Source organism: Leclercia sp. LSNIH1, from assembly GCF_002902985.1.
Lineage (GTDB): Bacteria > Pseudomonadota > Gammaproteobacteria > Enterobacterales > Enterobacteriaceae > Enterobacter.
Genome location: NZ_CP026167.1, coordinates 4002623 through 4024275 on the forward strand (window position 1 = coordinate 4002623; position 21653 = coordinate 4024275).

17 protein-coding genes are annotated in these 21653 nt (G+C 56.0%); 3 read left to right on the forward strand and 14 right to left on the reverse strand.

All coding sequences use genetic code 11. The features are described 5' to 3' along the window. Position 1 precedes the first annotated feature (1 nt). The 10 genes from gmd to C2U54_RS19920 are packed head-to-tail and all read right to left on the reverse strand — an operon-like array spanning position 2 to position 9983. Positions 2 to 1123 (reverse strand): GDP-mannose 4,6-dehydratase, encoded by a 1122-nt coding sequence (gmd, locus tag C2U54_RS19875; protein ID WP_103180220.1) that lies wholly within the window; start codon positions 1121 to 1123, stop codon positions 2 to 4. A 27-nt stretch (positions 1124 to 1150) separates the two neighbouring features. After that, positions 1151 to 1699 carry a colanic acid biosynthesis acetyltransferase WcaF gene (gene wcaF / locus C2U54_RS19880; protein ID WP_103180221.1) on the reverse strand — a complete coding sequence of 183 codons (549 nt, stop codon included), beginning with the start codon at positions 1697 to 1699 and terminating at the stop codon, positions 1151 to 1153. Positions 1700 to 1714: 15 nt separating this feature from the next. Further along, positions 1715 to 2461, reverse strand: a complete 747-nt coding sequence (gene wcaE / locus C2U54_RS19885) for a colanic acid biosynthesis glycosyltransferase WcaE (RefSeq protein WP_103180222.1) — start codon at positions 2459 to 2461, stop codon at positions 1715 to 1717. An 11-nt stretch (positions 2462 to 2472) separates the two neighbouring features. Further along, on the reverse strand, positions 2473 to 3693 hold the full coding sequence (gene wcaD, locus C2U54_RS19890; protein ID WP_103180223.1) for a colanic acid polymerase WcaD: 1221 nt from the start codon (positions 3691 to 3693) through the stop codon (positions 2473 to 2475). Further along, a complete protein-coding gene (gene wcaC, locus C2U54_RS19895) occupies positions 3668 to 4885 on the reverse strand; it encodes a colanic acid biosynthesis glycosyltransferase WcaC (RefSeq protein WP_103180224.1) in 1218 nt (405 codons plus the stop codon). Before wcaC ends, wcaD begins: the two co-directional genes overlap by 26 nt. Beyond that, the gene (gene wcaB / locus C2U54_RS19900) at positions 4882 to 5370 is read right to left on the reverse strand and encodes a colanic acid biosynthesis acetyltransferase WcaB (RefSeq protein ID WP_103181109.1); all 489 of its coding nucleotides are present in this window, start codon (positions 5368 to 5370) and stop codon (positions 4882 to 4884) included. Before wcaB ends, wcaC begins: the two co-directional genes overlap by 4 nt. A 2-nt stretch (positions 5371 to 5372) precedes the next feature. Beyond that, on the reverse strand, positions 5373 to 6212 hold the full coding sequence (gene wcaA / locus C2U54_RS19905; protein ID WP_103181110.1) for a colanic acid biosynthesis glycosyltransferase WcaA: 840 nt from the start codon (positions 6210 to 6212) through the stop codon (positions 5373 to 5375). 20 nt (positions 6213 to 6232) lie between these two features. Next, positions 6233 to 8395, reverse strand: coding sequence for a tyrosine-protein kinase Wzc (gene wzc, locus C2U54_RS19910; RefSeq protein ID WP_103180225.1), 2163 nt, complete (start codon positions 8393 to 8395; stop codon positions 6233 to 6235). A gap of 2 nt (positions 8396 to 8397) precedes the next feature. Next, positions 8398 to 8841, reverse strand: a complete 444-nt coding sequence (gene wzb, locus C2U54_RS19915) for a low molecular weight protein-tyrosine-phosphatase Wzb (protein WP_103180226.1) — start codon at positions 8839 to 8841, stop codon at positions 8398 to 8400. Between the two features lie 5 nt (positions 8842 to 8846). Continuing rightward, positions 8847 to 9983 carry a polysaccharide export protein gene (locus C2U54_RS19920; protein WP_103180227.1) on the reverse strand — a complete coding sequence of 379 codons (1137 nt, stop codon included), beginning with the start codon at positions 9981 to 9983 and terminating at the stop codon, positions 8847 to 8849. 691 nt (positions 9984 to 10674) lie between these two features. Here C2U54_RS19920 and C2U54_RS19925 point away from each other — a divergent pair. After that, positions 10675 to 12258: a TerC family protein gene (locus C2U54_RS19925; RefSeq protein ID WP_103180228.1), complete on the forward strand. Its 1584-nt coding sequence runs from the start codon at positions 10675 to 10677 to the stop codon at positions 12256 to 12258. Positions 12259 to 12297: 39 nt separating this feature from the next. Here C2U54_RS19925 and asmA read toward each other — a convergent pair whose 3' ends face one another. The 3 genes from asmA to udk form a co-directional block, all read right to left on the reverse strand. After that, a complete protein-coding gene (asmA, locus tag C2U54_RS19930; RefSeq protein ID WP_103180229.1) occupies positions 12298 to 14151 on the reverse strand; it encodes an outer membrane assembly protein AsmA in 1854 nt (617 codons plus the stop codon). Positions 14152 to 14178: 27 nt separating this feature from the next. Continuing rightward, positions 14179 to 14760, reverse strand: a complete 582-nt coding sequence (gene dcd, locus C2U54_RS19935; protein WP_103180230.1) for a dCTP deaminase — start codon at positions 14758 to 14760, stop codon at positions 14179 to 14181. Positions 14761 to 14849: 89 nt separating this feature from the next. Beyond that, positions 14850 to 15491, reverse strand: a complete 642-nt coding sequence (gene udk, locus C2U54_RS19940; RefSeq protein ID WP_032612454.1) for a uridine kinase — start codon at positions 15489 to 15491, stop codon at positions 14850 to 14852. Between the two features lie 343 nt (positions 15492 to 15834). Here udk and C2U54_RS19945 point away from each other — a divergent pair, with 343 nt between their 5' ends. Further along, entirely contained in the window at positions 15835 to 19164 is a 3330-nt protein-coding gene (locus tag C2U54_RS19945; protein WP_103180231.1) for a diguanylate cyclase, read from the forward strand. Here C2U54_RS19945 and alkA read toward each other — a convergent pair. After that, on the reverse strand, positions 19132 to 19998 hold the full coding sequence (gene alkA, locus C2U54_RS19950) for a DNA-3-methyladenine glycosylase 2 (RefSeq protein WP_103180232.1): 867 nt from the start codon (positions 19996 to 19998) through the stop codon (positions 19132 to 19134). The genes C2U54_RS19945 and alkA overlap by 33 nt on opposite strands. A gap of 133 nt (positions 19999 to 20131) precedes the next feature. Between alkA and yegD the strand changes: the two genes are divergently transcribed. Beyond that, the gene (gene yegD / locus C2U54_RS19960; protein WP_103180233.1) at positions 20132 to 21484 is read left to right on the forward strand and encodes a molecular chaperone; all 1353 of its coding nucleotides are present in this window, start codon (positions 20132 to 20134) and stop codon (positions 21482 to 21484) included. Positions 21485 to 21653 lie beyond the last annotated feature (169 nt).

Below are 21653 nucleotides of genomic sequence, written 5' to 3' on the forward strand. Positions count from 1 at the left end.
CTCAGGACTCCAGCGCGATGGCAACCTCGTAGCCGTGGGATTTAAGCAAGGAGTGTTTTTTCGCCGCTTCGAGATCTTTTGCCACCATCTCGGAGACCATCTCCTGCAGCGTGGTTTCTGGTTTCCAGCCCAGTTTTTCGTGCGCCTTGGTCGGGTCGCCCAGCAGGGTTTCTACCTCGGCAGGACGGAAGTAGCGCGGGTCAACTTCCACAATCACGTCGCCCGGCTGTACGCCCGGTGCGTCGTGGCCGGTGACGGAGACCACAATACCTTTCTCGTCCACGCCGGTGCCTTCGAAGCGCAGCTTGATGCCCAGCTGAGCAGCGGCCATCTCAACGAACTGACGCACGGAGTACTGCACGCCGGTGGCGATAACGAAGTCTTCCGGTTTTTCCTGCTGCAGCATCATCCACTGCATTTTTACGTAGTCTTTGGCATGGCCCCAGTCACGCAGGGAGTCCATATTGCCGAGGTGGAGCTTCTTCTCCAGGCCCTGGGCGATGTTGGCGATCGCGCGGGTGATCTTACGGGTCACGAAGGTCTCGCCACGGCGCGGAGACTCGTGGTTGAACAGGATGCCGTTGCAGGCGTACATGCCGTAGGATTCACGGTAGTTAACGGTGATCCAGTAGGCGTACATTTTTGCCACTGCATACGGGGAGCGCGGGTAGAACGGCGTCGTCTCTTTCTGTGGGATCTCCTGCACCAGGCCGTAGAGCTCGGAGGTGGAGGCCTGATAGAAACGGGTTTTCTTCTCAAGACCGAGGAAACGAATCGCTTCCAGCAGACGCAGGGTGCCGATGGCATCCACGTCAGCGGTATATTCCGGGGATTCGAAGGAGACGGCCACGTGGCTCATCGCGCCCAGGTTATAGACTTCATCCGGCTGGACTTCCTGCAGAATACGGGTCAGGTTGGAGGTATCGGTCAGATCGCCGTAGTGCAGATGGAATTTCGGGTTCGCCGCGTGCGGATCCTGATAGATATGATCCACGCGCTCGGTGTTAAAAGAGGAGGCACGACGTTTGATTCCGTGCACTTCATAGCCTTTTTCCAGCAGGAGTTCCGCCAGATAAGAACCATCCTGTCCGGTTACGCCGGTGATGAGAGCGACTTTAGACATGTTTATTTTCTCCAGACTTATCAGAAGTTATTCAGTTTCAACGCGTTCGCGTATCACCACTGCGGGATTGCCACGGCAAAGTTTGTTTGCCGGTAGCGACTTAAAAACACTGCTGCGCGCACCAATAACGGTGCCATTGCCAATGGAGACGCCGGGGGCGACAAATACGTCGGTCGCCAGCCAGCATTTCTCGCCAATGGTGATTGGCTGCGCGTTAATATCAAAATGTTGACTCATATAATCGTGGCTGCCGGTACAGAGGTAGCATTTCTGAGATACCACTGCATTCGCGCCAATCGAAATTTCACCCAGCGTATATAACACCGCGCCGTCACCAACCCAGGCGTTATCCCCAAGGGTTAATTTCCATGGGTAAGTAATTTTTACCGACGGGCGAATCACTACGTTTTTTCCGATTTTTGCACCGAAGCTGCGTAATAAAAATGCGCGCCAGCGATACATAATTTGTGGGGACCAGGCAAATAATGTCGCCTGTACCGCCCACCATAACTGCACTTTAATCCCCCCTGCGCCACGGAATCCTTTTGGCACAGAGAAGCCGCTTAATTCCTGCATACTTTTTCCTTATATTCAGACTTTGTTATATAAGGCTTTGGTTTTACCCGTGGTTTTAAGGCGCAATAAATAAGATAATTCCGCCCATACGCCCGGCACGCGTAATATGTCGCGCTGCACCTTGCGGGCATCCTGGCATAATTCCAGATTATTCGACGTTGACACGCCGCCCATCGAAAATTCAGAAACCAGACCTGGCAGACGTTTAAAAGGATATCCGGCTTTATACAGCCGAGCGGCCAGTGCGTAATCCGATGAAACGCGGTACTGCAGATCGTACGGGTACGTTTTTAACCCGCTCAGCGGGAAGAAAATCGCCTGATGGCTGGCCGGCAGGCTGTGATAAATATACCAGCCCGGTTTCGCCGTACGGCGTACTTTATTTCCATCACCGAAATCAAGTAACGCATCGCCCATGTACATGGCGTTATCCTGGACTCGAACGAGTTGACGGACAAACTGCGCTACGTCGTCATGAAAAATATCGCCAGAATTAAGGAAGATGGCATAGCGCCCCTGCGCCATGTCGATACCTTTATTCATGGCATCGTAGATACCACGATCTTTCTCGCTGATGTAGCGTAAGTTATACTCACCATTCAGTTTTTCGAGGAATTCTGCGGTGCCGTCGTTCGAACCACCATCCACCACAATCCATTCAAAGTTGAGGCTGGGATCGCCTGCCAGATTACGCAGCGACCGCCAGGTTTTTACCACGCCCTCGTAGTTACGAAAGGCGACAGTAATAACGCTTAGTAACATAAACCACCTCGTTATGAATGCGTAATATTAAGCGCCTTGCGCAAAATAAACGGGCATACAATCAAAAATGCATACTCTGGGCTAAATATTGACCCGGTAAAAAACAGCGATACTGGCGTAAAGAGGTAAAGCTGTACGCGAAAATTCTGATTATCACCAAAGGCGCTGATCATCATTTTGAAAACTTTAAACAGATACCACGCCGTTAATAATACTGCGAACCATGAAAAATAAATAATCAGCAGATACAAGCCATTGTCTATTGTTTTTCCGACGTCCGCACCGTTAAAGATTCCGAATGATGCGACATATTCATAAAGTGAGCCAAATCTGACTATACCGTCAATATGGGTTAAAGAGTACCCCACCATCACCAGCGGACCGATAATACGATAATAAGATGATGACCCTTCGGTGCCCAAATCACCCAGACGCTCGGAAATATACGGGAAGGCAAATACCACCCCGACTAAAAAGACGGACAATGAAATGATCGCTAAAGGTAACTTTTTCCTGATCGCCTCTTTATTCAGATACTGGAACGCCCACTCCAGAAGGTAAAACAGAATAAACGTCATAACCCCAGAGAACGATCCTGACAGAACGATTCCTGTAAGAATCATAGCATCGCTCTTGGGCGTTTTGATACCAAACTGTTTGATGCTGAGCCAAATTGAGATTAACGCCAGAGCGAAGAATGCCGGTTCAAAATAGAGCGCTGTGGTACGTTTGCCGCCAAATTTAATGAAATTCAGTACATAGCTATTACTGTAAATAAGATATTTCGAAATTATTTCCATCAGGCTACTGCCACCGGTCAGAATAATTTGCGCCATCTCCAGTGCGGCGAGGGTGACAATGATTCCAATGACCAGATAAAAGAACCTGAGGATCTTCCGATAATTGTGCGGCGAGACGGTTTTAAAGCGGATACTCCACACCATGCCGATAATGATGACGATATAGACAAACAGCATGGTGGAAGTAACATATTTACTGGCATCCAGCGACTGACCAAAAATGTAGTTGAAGGCCGTCAGCCCCGCCCCCAGCCCCAGCGCTATCATCAGCTTTTTCACGCTGATTTTGTCGACAAACAGCAACAGCAGCAGCGGTAAAAAGGTCACGATAGTGATGGGGAAGCTCTCTCCCAGCTGGGCAATCTTGACGTTGACCAGCAGGTAGATGAGCGGCAGCAGCAGATAGCTACAGATTCTGATAGAACGAGACATACTCCTCCAGCATCTGTTGTCCACTGTAGGCCTGGCGGCTGCGGGTGCGGAATGCCTCAAGGGAGGTGCCAAATACCGCCTGGGCGATATCCGCTTTCGCCAGCTGCACCAGAGGCAGCACTTCCTCTTCGCTGAAGGTTTTGCCCCCCGATTTTTCCAGTACTTCCCGCGCGGCGTCGCTGTGGGTGGCGATCACCGGTACTCCGATGGAGAGCGCTTCGCACAGGATCAGCGGGTAGTTATCCACCCTGGAGCTGAACACCAGCGCATCCATCCCGTTCAGGGCGTTCATCAGTTTGCGTTTGTCGGTTTCGAAGCCGTGGTTCACCACGTTCGGCCCTTCAAACGGCGAGAATTTGCCGAAGGTGTGCAGCTCGATCTTGTCGCCAAGCGCCATCATATCCCGCACCAGCTGCTGGTTGGTTTTGCCGTCGTAGCGCAGATCGTGAGCGACGACGGCAATTTTCGGCTTGCCGGCGGTAACGGCGACCGGGGTCAGCTCTGCCAGAATCGCCTCTGTCGCCACGTCGATACCGTTATTGATGATCCGGCAGCGCCCTGCCCCGTACAGGCTGTTAAAGGCATCGGCCACGTGCTGGCTGGGAGAGATAAACTGACAGCCCAGCGCCAGCATGTCACGGAACAGCTGACGCTTGCCATCTACCAGCTTATGGGCGCGATCCACCTTCACCGGCGGATAGTTGCTGAGCGTCGGGCACTTCTGGCAGTTCGTTTTCCAGCCTTCGCAGCCGTCGGTAAAGGCGCAACGGCCAGTGACGCTCCAGTGATCGTGCAGGGTCCAGACGAACGTGGTGTCGGGTTTGTGCGCCTGCACCTTCTGGCAAAACGCCACGACCTCTTCCAGTTTCAGCCAGTAGCTGTGCAGGACGTGAAAATGGAGCACTACCGGGTCCGGCGTGCGGGTAACGGTGCGATAGAGGCGGTTAAGATTGCCAAAGAGATCGCGGTTAAACAGACGGAACAGGGCAATATTGGCCACCGAGGTCAGGCGCGGGGTATGTTTCACCACCTGCGGATAGCGATCGTGGCTGACGCTTTTTTTACCGCCCTTGCCGTAGCCGTAGATAAAGCGCGACTGAAGTCCTTTTTGCAGCGCGCGCTGGTGCAGATCCAGCGCCACTCCCGCCGCCCCGCCCTCGGCGAGACGGACATTAAATTGCAGAATGTTCATTTGATCACCTTCACGCGGGCCTTCTCGCCCACCACCAGCGCGTTGTCGGGGATGCTGTCCAGCACTACGCTTCCTGCCCCCACGGTGACGTTATTACCGACGGTGATATCACCGATCATCACCACGTTGGCACCCAGCTCAACGTTATTGCCGATGACCGGACAGGCCAGGCTGTCCGGGCCGCGGTTACCGAGGGTCACCCCGTGGCGGATGGTAAAATCATCCCCGGCGACCACGAATTTATTGATCACCACGGCATAGCCGTGGTGAATGGTGAAGCGGCGGCCGATGGTGGCCGCAGCCTGGATTTCGTAGCCGAAAATGCACTCGGTGATGAGGCGGTAAAGCACCAGAACCGGCGCCGCCCAGAGATTGTTAAGGACGTTTTTTTTGCGCCACACCGAGCAAAAATGGGCCACCCGATAGGCCAGCACCATGCAGCAGGGGCGCAAGCTCCAGCTGTTTGCGCGACAATCTTCCAGCACCATTATTTCCCCCGCAGTCCGTCGGCCAGACGCTTACCGTTACGAACCGAAATCAGCGTCAACAGGGTGCGCCAGTTCATCCGCTTATTGCGGATCTGATACAGCGTAAAGAGCTGATACTTGCGGCTGGCGCGGTCGAACTTATCCCGGTGCTTGCGGTAGAAGTGGAAGTAGCCGGAAAACTTCTTCGGCGACGAGGTGATCTGCATTTCACCATGATTGATGTGCAGGATCTGAGTGGCTTCTTCTACCTTCCACGGCTCGCCATACTCCACCACCATCCGCAGGAAGATGTCGTAATCCTGGGCGGCGGCCAGTGACGTATCGAACAGGCACTCCTTGAAGCGCCACGCCCAGGTAAAGACCTGATTGCCGATAATGTTGCGCTTGTAGAACAGGCGGCGGGAGTACGGCGATTTTGGGTACAACGGCAGGCTGGCGGGCTGAGAGTAGACCTCCCCCTCGCAAACATAGTCGTTGGCGTACAAAAAGGCGTGGGTAACCAGGTGATGCTGATGCGCCAGGAAGGTAGACAGCCGGTTTGGCGTCCACTCGTCGTCATCGTCAATACCGGTCAGATACTGGCCAGAGGCCTGCAAAATAGCCTGATTGCGGACCGCGCAGGCGCCGGAGTTAATGGCGTTATGGGTGTAGATCACCCGCGGGTCGTCCAGGTCAGCGACAAACTTCTGGAGCTGCTCGTACGAGGAGGAGCAGTCATCGACGATGATCAATTCCCAGTGGTCATAATCCTGGCGTAATACCGATTTTATCGCACGGATCGCCAGCTGCTGACGGTTCCATGTCGGCATATAAATGGAAATCAAAGGACGTGGTGTCATGGTGTTCCCCGAATGGCTCATTACTTGCTGTCCGACTTATATTCGTACTCGTAATACCCGTAATCTTGATACCCGGTGGCGCGGCGGAAGATGGAGTTGAGGATCACCCCTTTCACCGCAATGCCGTTCTGTTCGAAGCGGCTGAGGCTGGTTTCGACCTCTTTCAGGGTGTTCACCGCGTAGCGCGCCACCATCAGCGTGGTGCCCGCATGGCGACCGACAATTGCCGCATCCGTTACCGCGAGGATTGGCGGGGTGTCGATCAGCACCAGGTCATAGTTTTCACTGGCCCACTTCACCAGCTGGGTAAAGCGTTCGCTCATCAGCAGTTCCGATGGGTTCGGCGGCACCTGTCCGCGCGTGACCAGGTCAAAGTTAGGGATGGAGGTCGGCTTCGCGCACTGGCTGATATCGCCCTTGCCCAGCAGGATGTCCGACAGACCGTTTACGTTGTTCGTGCCGAGCAGCTCGTGGGTATAGCCCTTACGCATATCGCAGTCGATCAGCAGCACGCGCTTGTTAGTCTGGCTGACTACCGCCGCCAGGTTGGCGCAGACAAAGGTCTTGCCGATGGAGGGGCTGACCCCGCTGAGCATCAATACGTTGTTGCTGGCCTGCATCATGGCGAAGTGCAGACTGGTGCGCAGGCTGCGGATAGCCTCGATAGCCAGATCCGTCGGATTGCCGACTGCCAGCAGCTGGCTCTGCTTGTAACGTTTGATGCCATTGGACGTTTTGACGCTGTCACGCGATTTCTGCCACTCCGACAGCGGGATGCTGGCGTAGACGTTGATGCCGTGCTCCTCCAGAACCTGCGGGCTTTCGATCCCACGGTTAAACAGGGAGCGCAGCAGTACGCCGACGATGGAGAGCATCAGACCGAGAATAATGCTGCCGAGAATAATCAGCGCCTTCTTCGGCTTCAGCACGCCCGGCTGGGTGATGGCCGGGTCGACAATACGCACATCGCCAACGGTGCTAGCCTCGGTGATCTTCAGCTCCTGCTGTTTGTTCAGCAGCTGCATATAGACCTGCTGGCCAGACTCCACGTCGCGGGTCAGACGCAGGATCTCCTGCTGAGTCTTTGGCATCGCGGTGACGCGGTTATTGAGTTTGGCTTTTTCCTCTTCCAGCGTCTGGCGTTTTTCCAGCAGCGTACGGTAGGCCGGATGGCGTTTGGTGTAGAGTTTGGAAATTTCCGCCTCTTTAAAGGTCAGCTCGTTGATCTGGGCGTCGATATTGACCATCGAATCCAGCACCGACTTCGCTTCGAGCGGCAGGTCGACGGAGTCTTTATCCTGACGGAAAGCGTTGAGCTTGTTCTCGGCCTGATCCAGATGGGCGCGCACTTCCGGGAGCTGTTTCGCGAGGAAGTCGAGGCTTTTTGACGCCTCTTCCGACTTACGCTTCACGTTCTGCGCCTGGTAGTTGCGGGTAATGCTGTTGAGAATGTCGCGGATCTTGTCCTTATCCTCGCCGGTAAAGGTCAGTCTCAGCACCCCGGTATCCTTTCCGGTTTCGGTGACCGACAGGTTGCCCTGCAGATTATTGATCATCCCGAGCATTGAGAATTTGCTGACGGTGAACTCGCTGCCGCTCTGGGCATGGATGTCGCTGACCATCATGCTGACGCCATCTTTATTCAGCATCTCCCCCACCTTGCCGCGGGCGCTAAACCCGGCGTCGCTGGTAAGCTGATACTGATCTTTCCCCAGCACTTCAAGGGTAAACTCCTGGCTGGCGCCCCCGGCAGGAAGCTGGAAGGTGGTCACTTTAACCGTATCATTCTGACGGCCCATCAACCGGTCCCAGCCCGCACCAAACACCGGGAAGGTGTTTTTAGTAACGCCGATGTCGAGATCCAGATCGTCCACGGTTTTTCCCAGCACCAGGCGGGACTGGATCAGCTCAATTTCCGCCTGTGAGGCGGGCGGCTTGTTTGCCAGCGCCGAACCAATGTCCTGCACCAGCGAATTGCCGGTGTTTTGCTCTATTTGTACCAGCGCGTCGGCGCTGTAGATCGGGGTGGCAAAAAAGGTGTAAATCACCGCCGCAACGGCAAAGAGCGCGGTGATGCCAATCACCCACCAGCGCGCCTCGACCACGGTTCCGATCAGACGACCAATATCAATTTCATCACTGCCCGCACTCGGGGCGGCAGAAGGTTTTACGTTTGCTGTCATTATTATCCCTGCTGAACGTTCAGTGCCTCTGCCCACTGGCGGGCAGACTGGTCGAGTAAGGTGTAAACCGCCTCAAACGCTTCATGGCTTTTGCGGTACGGGTCGGGGATCTCACGCTCGTTGTCCCAGTGACCAAACAGCATCACTTTGCCGCGCATCTCCGGTGCGATATCGCACAGGGCATGAATGTGGCGTTTCTCCATCGCGAGGATCAGGTCGTAGTCCCGGCACAGGCTGGCCGTCACCTGACGGGCGCAATGCCCGTCGAGTGAAAGCTGATGCTCTGCCGCAACCTGACTTGCACGCTCATCGGCCCCTTTGCCCACCAGCGCACCCAACCCGGCTGACGCCACGGTGAGCTGCGGTTGGTACTGCTTAAGTAGCCGCTCAGCGGTAGGGGAACGGCAGATATTCCCCACACAAACCACCAGAATTTTGTTAAACATCGTTATCACCAGTTGTGGTACTGATGTACCGTGTCGGTCATGGTATGGATATTGTTGATGGTCGGCATCAGCTGGTTCATCACACGGTTCCAGCGCGTTATCGGCGCGGTGGTGACATAGACCACGTCATACGGCTGGAGGCGGAAGCCGGTCGCCATCACCAGTGAGGTGGCATCAGACATATCCAGCTGGTAGACGTTGGCAATCTTGCCCTTCGCATTGTTTCCTGTAATCGGACGGATCACGAAGATACCGCTGGCGTCGGAGGTGCTCATATCCAGCCCTTCCGCGTTGCCCAGCGCTTCGGTCAGGGTCATACCGCTCAGGTCCATCTTGAGGGTGCTCTGTTTCTTCACTTCACCCATCACGAACACTTTCAGGTCGTCATTGCGCGGCACGAACAGGATGTCGCCCGGATAGAGCAGACGGTTCTGGCTCAGATCGCCGTTCTGCATCAGCGCCTGCAGGGAGATACGCTCCTCTTTGCCTTTATGGGTCAGCACCACATTGCGCCAGTCGGCGCCATCAGTGAGCCCGCCCGCGGAGTTGATGGCGTCAAGCACCGTCAGCGGCACGTTGGTGATCGGCTGTTGGCCGGATTTATTCACCTGGCCGGAGACATAGACTTTCTGCGAACGGAATGCGGCGATATTAACGTCCACCTGCGGGTCAGCGATGTACTGCGCTAAACGGCCGGTAATATCACTACGGATCTGTGCGAGCGTTTTGCCCGCCACGCGAAGTTTGCCGACATAGGGATAGAACATGGTGCCATCTGCCTGAACCCAGTTACCGGTATCGCTGGAGCTACGATACTGCCCCGCCGGGGTGGTCAGCTCCGGGTGATCCCAGACGGTGACGTTAATCACGTCCCCGGGCCCGACGCGGTACTGGTAGTTGGCGATCTCCTGGTCGAGATCGACATTCGGCCGTGCGACAATCGGGCGAGGGCGTAATTGTTCAACCAGCTGCGGGGTCATGGGATAAACGTTAACCATGCGGTTGATGTCAAAATCAGCATCCTGCTGTTTAATCACATCCTTACCGGAAGTTGAGATATTGCTGCCGGGGAAGATCGTACAACCACTCATCAAGGTCACAGAGACCAATAATGGCATCAATTTCATTTTGGATTTCATCATTGATTATTTATCACTATGGCAGAGTTATTATCCTGTGCATTTAAATAAGTGCGAAGGCGTATTACTTTTAGCATGCAGTCATTAAAAGAGAAATATAACTGGCATCAGTCCTAAAAGAAGCTTATTCGCTCTCAGGCTATTGACAGAATAATCGAGGCTGATTAACACGCTTTCAGGCACGCTACCGCCCTTGGCTTTCAGTTACCAATCTACTGTTTAAACAGCTAGTTAGGGGCAAGCACCCTCTTTGACAGGGTTTAATGAGAATATATAACGGGCAGGATTAATCCGAACACGATATACATTTTTCAGGTCATTAAACCGACACAGAAATAGCACCAAAAACGACCGCTATTTGATGCTGAAAGAATTGTTGCAGCTATCTGAAAAGCAGGCAAGGAATCATCAACGAAGGCGTGTCTTTTAAGAATAATATTAACGGTCGCATTTCCGTGTTTTTAGGAATAGCTTTATATTGACATTATTAAATAACACCATTCACCCTGCGATATTTCTTATTTTTATTGATTCGGAATTATTCCGATATTAACGCACAGAATGCAGGGTTTATTACCGGCCAGATAAGGAAAATCTATGCAGATAAATGCCAGGCCGGCATTGCATTTTTCTGGCGCAGTATCCATGATCGAAATGTGACAATTGTCATATAACGAAAGGTATTACGCTCACTATGGAATGGATAGCAGATCCATCAATATGGGCCGGTCTGGTCACCCTGGTGGTGCTGGAACTTGTGCTCGGTATCGATAACCTGGTCTTTATCGCCATTCTCGCCGAAAAACTGCCCCCTGCTCAGCGCGACCGCGCCCGCATCACCGGTCTGTTAATGGCGATGGTCATGCGCCTGCTGCTGTTGGCCTCTATCTCCTGGCTGGTGACCCTCACCCGCCCGCTGTTTACCGTCCACGGCTTTGGCTTCAGCGCCCGCGATCTGATCATGCTGTTTGGGGGATTTTTCCTGATCTTCAAAGCCACTGTCGAACTCAACGAAAGGCTGGAAGGCAAGGACAGCGAGAACCCCACCCAACGCCGTGGGGCGAAGTTCTGGGCGGTGGTGGCGCAAATCGTGGTGCTGGACGCCGTCTTCTCGCTGGATTCAGTCATCACCGCCGTGGGGATGGTCGATCATCTGCCCGTCATGATGGCCGCCGTCATTATTGCCATTGCGCTGATGGTGATGGCCAGCAAGGCGCTGACGCGCTTCGTTAACGACCACCCGACCATTGTCATTCTCTGCCTGAGCTTCCTGCTGATGATTGGCTTTAGTCTCGTGGCGGACGGTTTTGGTTTCCATATTCCGAAGGGGTATCTCTACGCCGCGATCGGCTTCTCGGTGATAATCGAGGCGCTGAACCAGCTGGCGATTTTCAACCGCCGTCGCTTTCTCTCCGCCAATCAGACGCTGCGCCAGCGCACCGCCGAGACGGTGATTCGTCTGCTGAGCGGTAAAAAGGAGGATGCCGAGCTGGATGCGCAGTCCGCCTCCCTGCTGGCCGACCATGACAACAGCCCGATCTTCGCTCCTCAGGAGCGGCGGATGATTGAGCGGGTGCTCCACCTGAACCAGCGCTCCGTCAGCAGCATCATGACCTCGCGCCATGATATCGAGCATATCGACCTCAATGCCCCGGAGGCGACCATCCGTGCGCTGCTGGATAAAAACCAGCACACCCGCATTGTGGTCACCGGTAGCGACCGGGAAGAGGAGCTGCTGGGGGTGGTTCATGTGATTGATCTGCTCAATCAGCAACTGCGCGGCGAGCCGTTAAACCTGCGGGTGCTGATCCGTCAGCCGCTGGTCTTCCCGGAGGTGCTGCCGCTGCTGCAGGCCCTGGAGCAGTTCCGCAACGCGCGCACCCACTTTGCTTTTGTGGTGGATGAGTTTGGTTCCGTGGAGGGGATTGTCACCCTTAGCGACGTGATGGAGACCATCGCGGGTAACCTGCCAAACGAAGTGGAAGAGATCGACGCCCGGCATGATATCCAGAAGAACGCCGACGGAAGCTGGACCGCGAACGGCCATATGCCGCTGGAAGATCTGGTGCAGTATGTGCCGTTGCCGCTGGATGATAAGCGCGAATATCACACCATCGCCGGGCTGCTGATGGAGAACCTGCAGCGAATCCCCCAGCCTGGGGAAGAGGTGCAGGTGGGCGATTACGCGCTGAAAACGCTGGAGGTGGAGAACCACCGGGTGCAGAAGGTACAACTAATCCCGCTGATCACGGAGGATGATGTGGATTACGAGGTGTGATGCGGTTCCCCTCACCCTCTCGGGTGAGGGGAGATAGCGCTACTGAAGCTTATCCAGCAACTTCTTCACATCTTTCCCGTTCTTCGACTCTTTATTCTTCTCCGCCCAGTCGCTCAGACGACGTTTCGCTTCATCCTGGAGATGCTTACGCAGCAGCTGATCCACCTGCAGGGCGTAGTTCAGCGCCTGCCATTTGCCGTAGACATTCAGCGGGATCGGCGTCGTTTTCAGGAAATCGACCAGCTTACCTTCGCCAAGCCAGCCCTCCAGCACCCGAACTTTGAAGCGGGTGTCGGCGGTCTCCTTAACCAGATCCAGCGTGCCGTTGCCTTCGAGCATCAACATTGGTGATTCGCCCTGCATCCCCTCCAGCGTCACCTGCCCCTTATTAAGGGTCAGATCGGTGACAAAGCTGTCCAGACGGGTCGCATTGTCAAAGTTGTCTTTGACCTTCACGTTACTGCTGCGCTCCACCGCCTGCTGCACCAGCTGCTGGAAGTTAAGCCCTTCCATGCGGGTATTGTGCATTTCCAGATGCGCCTTACCCTGCCAGTTGTGGCGGAAGGCTTCCGCGTCAATCTTGCTGCCGGAGAAGTCCCCGGCCAGGTTCAGGCTGCCGGTCAGCGCAATCGGATAATTGAAGGCCTTCAGGATGGTGCCGATCTCAATGTTATCGAGACGCGGCTGGAAGGTGGTCTGGGCGGTGGCTTTACGCACGTCGAGCGTACCGGGCAAGGAGAGCTGCCCTTCCCCCAATTTACCGCTCAGTTCCGCAATGGTCAGAAGCCCGTTCTCGTTGCTCATCTGGCTGCTGACCTGGGTGAAGTCCATCCCACGCCAGCGTACGCTGTTGGCTTTGAGCTGGATATCGGCACTGAAGCCACGCAGACCGTTGTAATCAGGCTGGTCCAGACTGGAGGCGATAACCGGGCGCTGGGCTCTGGCCTGATTTTGCCCCTGCTGTACCGCCTGATTGTTTGCCGCTGCGGTCGCCTGCGCCGGGAGCAGATTTTCCAGATTAAGCCTGTCGAACTGCAGATTCATGTTCCACTGCGGGTCGGTACCCAGGATCACGCTGGCCTGTCCGGTGAGGGCACTGTCATTAGCCTGCAAATTGAGTTGATTGAGCGCGAGCTGTTTCTGCTCCTCGCGCCACTGAACCTGTAAGGTGCCCTGCCCGCTGATGCCCTGCGCCGGCAGATCGACGCCGGTCAGTTGCCAGGTGAGCTGCTCAATGTCGGCGCTCAGCAGATGCGGATAGTCAGAGGCGTTGACGTTAGCGCTAAATGCGAGGTTCAGATCGCGCTGATTGCGGTTCACGCGGGCGCTAAAATCGATTTTGCCTTTGTGGTGTTCATCCTGTTCCATCTGCAGGTTGAGATTGCGAACCGTGACCTGCTCGTCCCCCTCGTGCTGGAACACCAGCAGGCTGTCAGCCACCTTCAGACGGCCAATATCGAATGACCAGCCGGTATCCTCGGCTTTATCCGGCAGCGTGTTTTCACGCGGGGCCACCGGCGCATCGGCATTACGTACCGCTTCAGACTGCGGGGTCAGCTGGATCACCGCCCCTTTGAGCATCACCTCATTGACCTGCAACTGATGCGACAGCAGCGGCATTAACGCCACGTCAAGGCGCATATTGTCGGCAGTCACCATCGGCACCGACGCCCCCGGCGCGGTGAGGGACATGCGTCCGGAAAGGATGCTAAGCTGCGGCCAGACGTGCCAGCGCAGCGGGCCATCCAGCTTCAGGACATAGCCGCTGCGCGCCTCCACCTGACGCACCATGTAGGTGCGAAAGTCATTGGGATTGACCAACAGAACCAACGCTGACAGGCCTGCAATCAGCACCACCAGCAAAATCATCAGCGTTGTCAGAACTCTTCTCATGGCTTCCTCAATGGACCGGATTTAAGCTCAATCTTTATCAATACGACTGGCGACAGCACCCTGCTGATCGCGATATTTAGCATCCTGGCGGCGGTTGTACGGACGTGCCGCCGGGCCGGTTAACGGCTCGAAACTCAACGCGCCAATCATCATGCCCGGACGCAGCGCCAGGGGCAGTTTACCGGCGTTGAAGAACTCCAGCACGATACGCCCTGACCAGCCCGGATCGATACGGTGCGCAGTCACGTGTACCATCAGCCCCAGACGCGCCAGCGACGAACGTCCGTCGAGCCAGCCAACCAGATCCGCAGGCAGGGTGATGGATTCAAAGGTGACGGCCAGCGCCAGTTCACCCGGATGTAAATAGAACGCCTCGCCGTCGTCCAGCACGATTTCGTCGCTCATCACCCGATCGAGTGCGGCGCTGACTTCATCTTTCGGCCCACTGAGGTCGATAAAGGGCGCGGTATGGCCGCTAAAGGTACGAAACTTATTCCCCAGACGGACATCGACAGTCACGCCGTTAATGCGCTCGACCGGCGGGCGGGGGGTAATGCTCAGACGTCCTTCGTCCAGCCAGGCTTCAATATCTCGGTCACAAAGACGCATCACTTTCTCCTTTCGTGCAGCGCGCCCTCAGGCCACCAGAGCCGGAGGGCGAACCCGGTTATCTTTGAACGGTACACAATTCGCGCGTGTTATTCAAAAAACTGGCTGATTTTCGCTTTCAGAATATCAATAGCGATGCGGTTTTTACCCCCGCGCGGCACGATGATATCGGCGTACTGTTTGGACGGTTCAATAAACTGCAGGAACATTGGGCGGACCGTTTTCTGGTATTGCGCCATCACCGAATCCATTGAGCGGCCGCGTTCGTTCACGTCGCGTTTGATGCGGCGCATCAGGCAGATATCCAGCGGGGTGTCGACAAAAATCGAGAAGTTCATGGATTCGCGCAGACGGGCGTCGGTGAGCAGCAGGATCCCTTCGAGGATAATGACCTTTTTCGGCGCAATGCGCACGGTTTCCTGCAGACGGGTGTGTTCAACATAGCTATAGACGGGCAGCTCAATGGCAGTGCCGTTCTTCAGGGCCTGAAGATGCTGGAATAACAAGCTGTGGTCCATCGCGCTGGGATGGTCATAGTTGGTCTTGACACGCTCTTCCATCGACAGATGGCTTTGATCTTTGTAATAGCTGTCTTCTGGAATAACGCCGATGTGCTCATCACCGACCTGTTCACGTAATTCACGGTAAAGCGTACTGGCAATGAGACTTTTACCTGAAGCCGATGCGCCGGCGATGCCTATAATGACGCACTGATGAGACTTATCAGTCATAAATTTTGCGACCTGAGTAACCTGGATGTAAGGAAGGACGACGCCTGAGCGTCAAACGCGGCAATTATAGGGATTTCATCGGCCTGATACCAGCCGAATAGAAATGTTATGCGAGACACGTTCAAAGTCCGTGCAGATTACTCCTGATACAAATTTTTTCGGCTACTTTTCCAGCGCCAAAGATGAATTTTTTGCAGGATAAGTATTTAATAATGCTGTGATGTCAATTTATGAGCGCATACCATATAAATTGTAAATTGTTTGTACTAGCATGATCAAAATTAAAAAATGAACTCGTCTGGAGAAGACTCCTGGCGGCATGGTGTCTTCGGATAGAGCGGTAATGAATAAAAAATACCAGCGCGTTTTGGTCACTACGCCACATCCTTTACTACGGCTTGTCAGTCTTGGACTGGTTACCTTTATATTCACACTTTTCTCGCTCGAATTAACGCGTTTAGGCACTTTTTTAGCACCTTTATGGTTCCCGACCTCAATTATGATGGTGGCGTTTTACCGCCACGCCGGAAAGATGTGGCCCGGGATCGCCCTCGCCTGTAGCGTCGGGAATATCTTCGCCACCTGGCTTATCTTCTCCTGGGACACCGTCAACCTGTGGTACACGGGCATCAACGTTGTGGAGGCCTTTGCCGGTGCTTTACTGCTGCGCAAACTGCTCCCCGCCTACAACCCCTTACAGAATCTCGGAGACTGGATCCGTCTGGCGATCGGCAGCGCGCTTATCCCGCCCCTGCTGGGCGGCGTACTGGTCTGGCTGCTGGTCCCAAGCGACGAGCCGCTGCGCAGCTTTATGGTCTGGGTGCTGTCAGAATCTGTCGGCTCGCTGGCGCTGGTGCCATTAGGCCTGCTGTTTAAGCCGCACTATCTGCTGCGCCATCGCAACCCGCGCCTGCTGTTTGAAACCCTGCTGACCATGGCAGTGACGCTGCTTCTGAGCTGGATCGCTCTGCATTTTTTGCCCTGGCCCTTTACGGCCATCATTGTTCTGCTGATGTGGAGCGCCGTGCGTCTGCCGCGTCTTGAAGCCTTCCTGGTCTTCCTGGTGACGGTAATGATGGTGTCGTTGATGATTGCCAAAAATCCGGTTCCGCTGACCACGCAAAATTTTGGCGCGATGACCAACGCCCCATGGTTGCCCTTTCTGATGATGCTGCTGCCCGCCAACGTAATGACGATGGTGATGTACGCATTTCGCGCCGAGCGTAAGCACATTACCGAGAGCGAAGAGCGTTTTCGCAATGCGATGGAGTATTCCGTTATCGGTATGGCGCTGGTCAGCACCGACGGGCAGTGGCTGCAGGCGAACAAAGCGCTGTGTCAGTTCCTCGGCTACTCCCAGTCCGAGCTGCGTTCCCTTAGCTTCCAGCAACTTACCTGGCCGGAAGATTTAGAGAGCGATCTGGAGCAACTGGATCAACTGCTGCAAGGCAAAATCAACAGTTACTCGCTGGAAAAGCGTTACTACACCCGTAGCGGCGAGGTGGTCTGGGCTCTGCTCGCGGTCTCCCTGGTACGTCACGTCGATGGTACCCCGCTCTACTTTATTGCCCAGATTGAAGATATTAACGACCTCAAGCATACCGAGTGGGTGAACAAGCGACTGATGGAACGTATTACGCTTGCCAACGAGGCTGGCGGAATTGGTATCTGGGAGTGGGACGTCAAACCCAACGTTATCAGCTGGGATAAGCGCATGTTCGAGCTGTATGAAGTGCCTGCCCATGTTAAACCCACCTGGCAGCTCTGGCATGAGTGCATGCTGCCGGAAGATCGTGCCATGGCGGAACAGGTGGTACGGGATTCGCTGGCGGCCCGCGTTCCGTTCAAGCTGGAGTTCCGTATCCGGGTGAAAGACGGTATCCGCCATATTCGCGCCCTGGCGAACCGGGTGCTGAATAAGCAGGGTGAAGTGGAACGCCTGCTTGGTATCAATATGGATATGACCGAGGTGAAAGAGCTGAACGAGGCGCTGTTCCAGGAAAAAGAGCGCCTGCATATTACCCTCGACTCCATCGGCGAAGCGGTGCTCTGTACCGATATCAATATGAACGTCACCTTTATGAACCCGGTGGCGGAGAAGATGAGCGGCTGGCTGCAGGAAGAGGCGCTGTCGCAGCCGATCCTCTCGGTCCTGCATATCACCTTCGGCGATAACGGTCCGCTGATGGAGAACATCCACAGCGGAGATATGTCCCGTAGCGATATCGAACAGGATGTGGTGCTGCACAGCCGCAACGGCGGCAGCTACGATATTCACTACAGCATTACCCCGCTAAGCACCCTCGACGGGCAGAACATCGGCTCGGTGCTGGTTATTCAGGACGTTACCGAATCGCGTAAAATGCTGCGCGAGCTGAGCTATAACGCCTCTCATGATGCCCTTACCCACCTGGCGAACCGCGTCAGTTTTGAGGCTTCCCTTAAGCGGATGTTGCACACCGTGCAGGAGACGCGCCAGCGTCACGCGCTGGTGTTTATCGATCTGGACCGCTTTAAAGCCGTCAACGACACCGCAGGCCACGCGGCGGGGGATGCGCTGCTGCGGGAGCTCTCCTCCCTGATGCTGAGCATGCTGCGTTCTACCGATATGCTGGCCCGTCTGGGCGGGGATGAGTTTGGCCTGCTGCTGCCGGACTGCAACACCGAAAGCGCGCGCTATATTGCCGGTCGTATCATCGACGCCATCAATGGGTATCACTTTATGTGGGAGGGCCGCCTGCACCGCATCGGGGCCAGCGCCGGGATCACCCAGATCGACGAGCGCAATAACCAGGCCTCAGAGGTGATGTCCCAGGCCGATATCGCCTGCTACTCGTCGAAGAACAGTGGCCGTGGCGTGGTGACGGTGTATGAACCGCAACAGGAGCGAATGCTGAACGCGCCGGGCACCATCTCGCTGGACGAGCAGTGGCACATGATCAAAGACAATCATCTGCTGATGATTGCCCGCAGCGTCGCCTCGCCGCGTATCCCTGAAAGCAGCACCTTCTGGATGCTTGCCCTGCGCCTGTGGACCAACGACGGCGAGATGCTCGAAGAGCAGGCTTTCCGGGCGGGGCTGGCGGAGCCGGAGTTAATCCACGCCCTGGACAGACGTATTTTGCAGGAGTTTTTCCGCAACTTCGCCACCCCATTGACCAACAAAGGCACCGGGGTCGCCCTGCCGCTCTCCATGGCCGGTCTTGCCAGCGCCACGCTGGTGGATGAACTGCTGGAGATGCTGCGCGCCTGTCCGCTGCAGCCGCGACTGCTGCATCTGATCGTTAACGTCAGCGTCCTGACGCAGGAGGATGACAATACCCACCACAATCTGCAGAAGCTGCGTGAAGCCGGATGCCGTATCATCCTGAGCCATGTGGGCCGCGATATGGAGGTGTTCAACCACCTGAGCGCGCAGATGGCCGATTATCTGCTCCTCGATCCCGAGCTGGTGGCGAACGTTCATGGAAATCTGATGGATGAGATGCTGGTGACCATTATCCAGGGCCACGCCCAGCGGCTGGGCATCAAAACAATCGCCGGGCCGAGCAATCAACCGATCATGATGGATACCCTCTCCGGCATTGGCATCGACTATATCTACGGCAATACCATTGGCGAGCCGCAGCCGCTGGAGCTGCTACTGAATACCAGCTATTTCGGCATCAACTGACGGCGACCAGCCGTCGGTATACCAGATATGCAGCAGGGCGTACGAGCGCCACGGCTGCCAGCGTTCAGCATAGCGGCGGATTTGCGCCGGCGTCATGCCGGCAAAGCGCTGCTTAATCAGATAATCGTCCGCCAGAAAGACATCTTTTGCCTGCCAGCCGCGCAGGGCAAAGTAGTTTGCCGTCCAGCGGCCAATTCCGGGCCGGGTCTGCAACCCTTTAATCGCGCTTTCAATATCGGCCGGGGCCTCTGTCGGGAAATCCCCTGCCATGACCGACCGGGCCAGATGGATCAGCGACTCTGCGCGTTTCAGCGGCATGCCCAGCGCTTTCAGTGCCAGCGGATCGGTTTGTGCTACCGCGGCAGGCGTCGGGAAACAGCAATAGCCCGGCGCCTCCGGCAGGGGGTCACCACAGAGCGCCACCAGCTTCGCGGTGAGTTTCGCGGCCATGGCCACGCTGACCAGCTGCCCGAGGATGGCGCGCACGCCCTGCTCCCAGGTATCCATCGAGCCCGGCAGGCGCAGGCCAGGCCGCGCGGCGCCGAGCGAGCCCAGCGCCTGAGCGATCTGCTGCGGATCGCAGTGCAAATCGAACAGGCGGGTAAGCCGTGCCAGGCACAGTTCAGCGATGGGCAGCAGGCCCTCGCTGAGCCCTACTTCCAGCGTGCCCCCGGGCTGTGGCGTAACGCGGATCAGCCCCCGGTGTCCCAGGCAGGCAAAGCTGCGGGTGTAGTCGGTGGGGGTCACGGTTTCAATCCCGGCGACCGCGCGATCGCCGAGAAATTTCAACATCCATTGCCAGTCATAGGGCGGCTGCCAGGTGAGGGTAAACATCGTCGCTCCTTATTTTGTCCTGTCACAGCATAAACGGAGATTGCCACCTGCGCCTTGCTTTCATATTCCTGTTGTCGCCAGCCAGACATTTCGCTACAGTCTCGCCCCTTCTCAATGGCATGGGGACGCTGAAGTGTTTATCGGATTTGACTATGGCACCGCCAACTGTTCAGTTGCGGTGATGCAAAACGGGCAGCCGCAGCTGCTGAAAATGGAAAATAACAGCACGCTGTTGCCGTCGATGCTCTGCGCGCCGACCCGCGAGGCGGTGAGCGAGTGGCTGTACCGCCATCATCAGGTGCCGGCTACCGGCACAGAAACCCAGGCGCTGCTGCGTCGGGCTGTGAGCTTTAACCGCGAAGAAGATATCGACGTCACCCCGGCCAGCGTACAGTTTGGCCTCTCTTCCCTGGGTCACTACATTGAGGATCCGGAAGAGGTCTACTTTGTGAAGTCGCCAAAATCTTTCCTCGGCGCCAGCGGCCTGAAGCCGCAGCAGGTGGCGCTGTTTGAAGATCTGGTCTGCGCCATGATGCTGCATATTCGCCAGCAGGCGCAGACTCAGCTGACGGATACGATCACCCAGGCGGTGATTGGCCGGCCGATTAACTTCCAGGGGCTGGGCGGCGATGACGCCAATCAGCAGGCGCAGGGGATTCTGGAACGCGCCGCGCAGCGCGCCGGTTTCCGCGATGTGGTATTCCAGTATGAGCCAGTCGCTGCCGGTCTCGATTTTGAGGCGACGCTTGAGAGCGAAAAACGGGTACTTGTCGTGGATATCGGCGGCGGAACCACCGACTGCTCGCTGCTGCTGATGGGCCCGCAGTGGCATCAGCGCCGGGATCGCGAGAACAGCCTGCTGGGGCATAGCGGCTGTCGTATTGGCGGTAATGACCTGGACATCGCCCTGGCCTTTAAGAGCCTGATGCCGCTGCTCGGCATGGGCGGGCAGACAGAAAAAGGCACCGCGCTTCCGATCCTGCCGTGGTGGAACGCCGTGGCGATAAACGATGTGCCGGCGCAAAGCGAATTCTACAGTGTCGCCAATGGCCGTTTTCTTAACGATCTGATCCGCGACGCTCAGGATGGCGACAAAGTGGCGCTGTTGCATAAAGTGTGGCGTCAACGTCTGAGCTACCGGGTGGTACGCAGCGCGGAAGAGAGCAAAATTGCCCTCTCCGAGGCCGCAGAACACGCCGTAACGCTGCCGTTCATCAGCGATGAGCTGGCGACGGCCATCAGCCAGCAGGGGCTGGAGGCGGCGCTGGCGCATCCGTTACAGCGCATCCTCGAGCAGGTGCAGCTGGCGCTGGATAACGGCAATGAGAAGCCGGACGTGATCTACCTGACCGGCGGCAGCGCCCGTTCGCCGCTGATCAAAAAAGCCCTGGCGCAGCAGTTGCCGGGCATCCCGATTGCCGGGGGTGATGATTTTGGCTCTGTCACCGCCGGGCTGGCGCGCTGGGCGCAGGTGGTCTTCAGCTAGGCTGGAAATGCCGGGCGGCTACGCCTTACCCGGCACGCAGACCGCATCCAACCCGTAGGCCGGGTAAGGCGCAGCCACCACCCGGCATGCAGACCGCACCGGCCTTGCCCCGCGCCATTCGGACAATTCCCGACAGTCTTTCATATTTCCTCCATTTTTCCGCTCAATT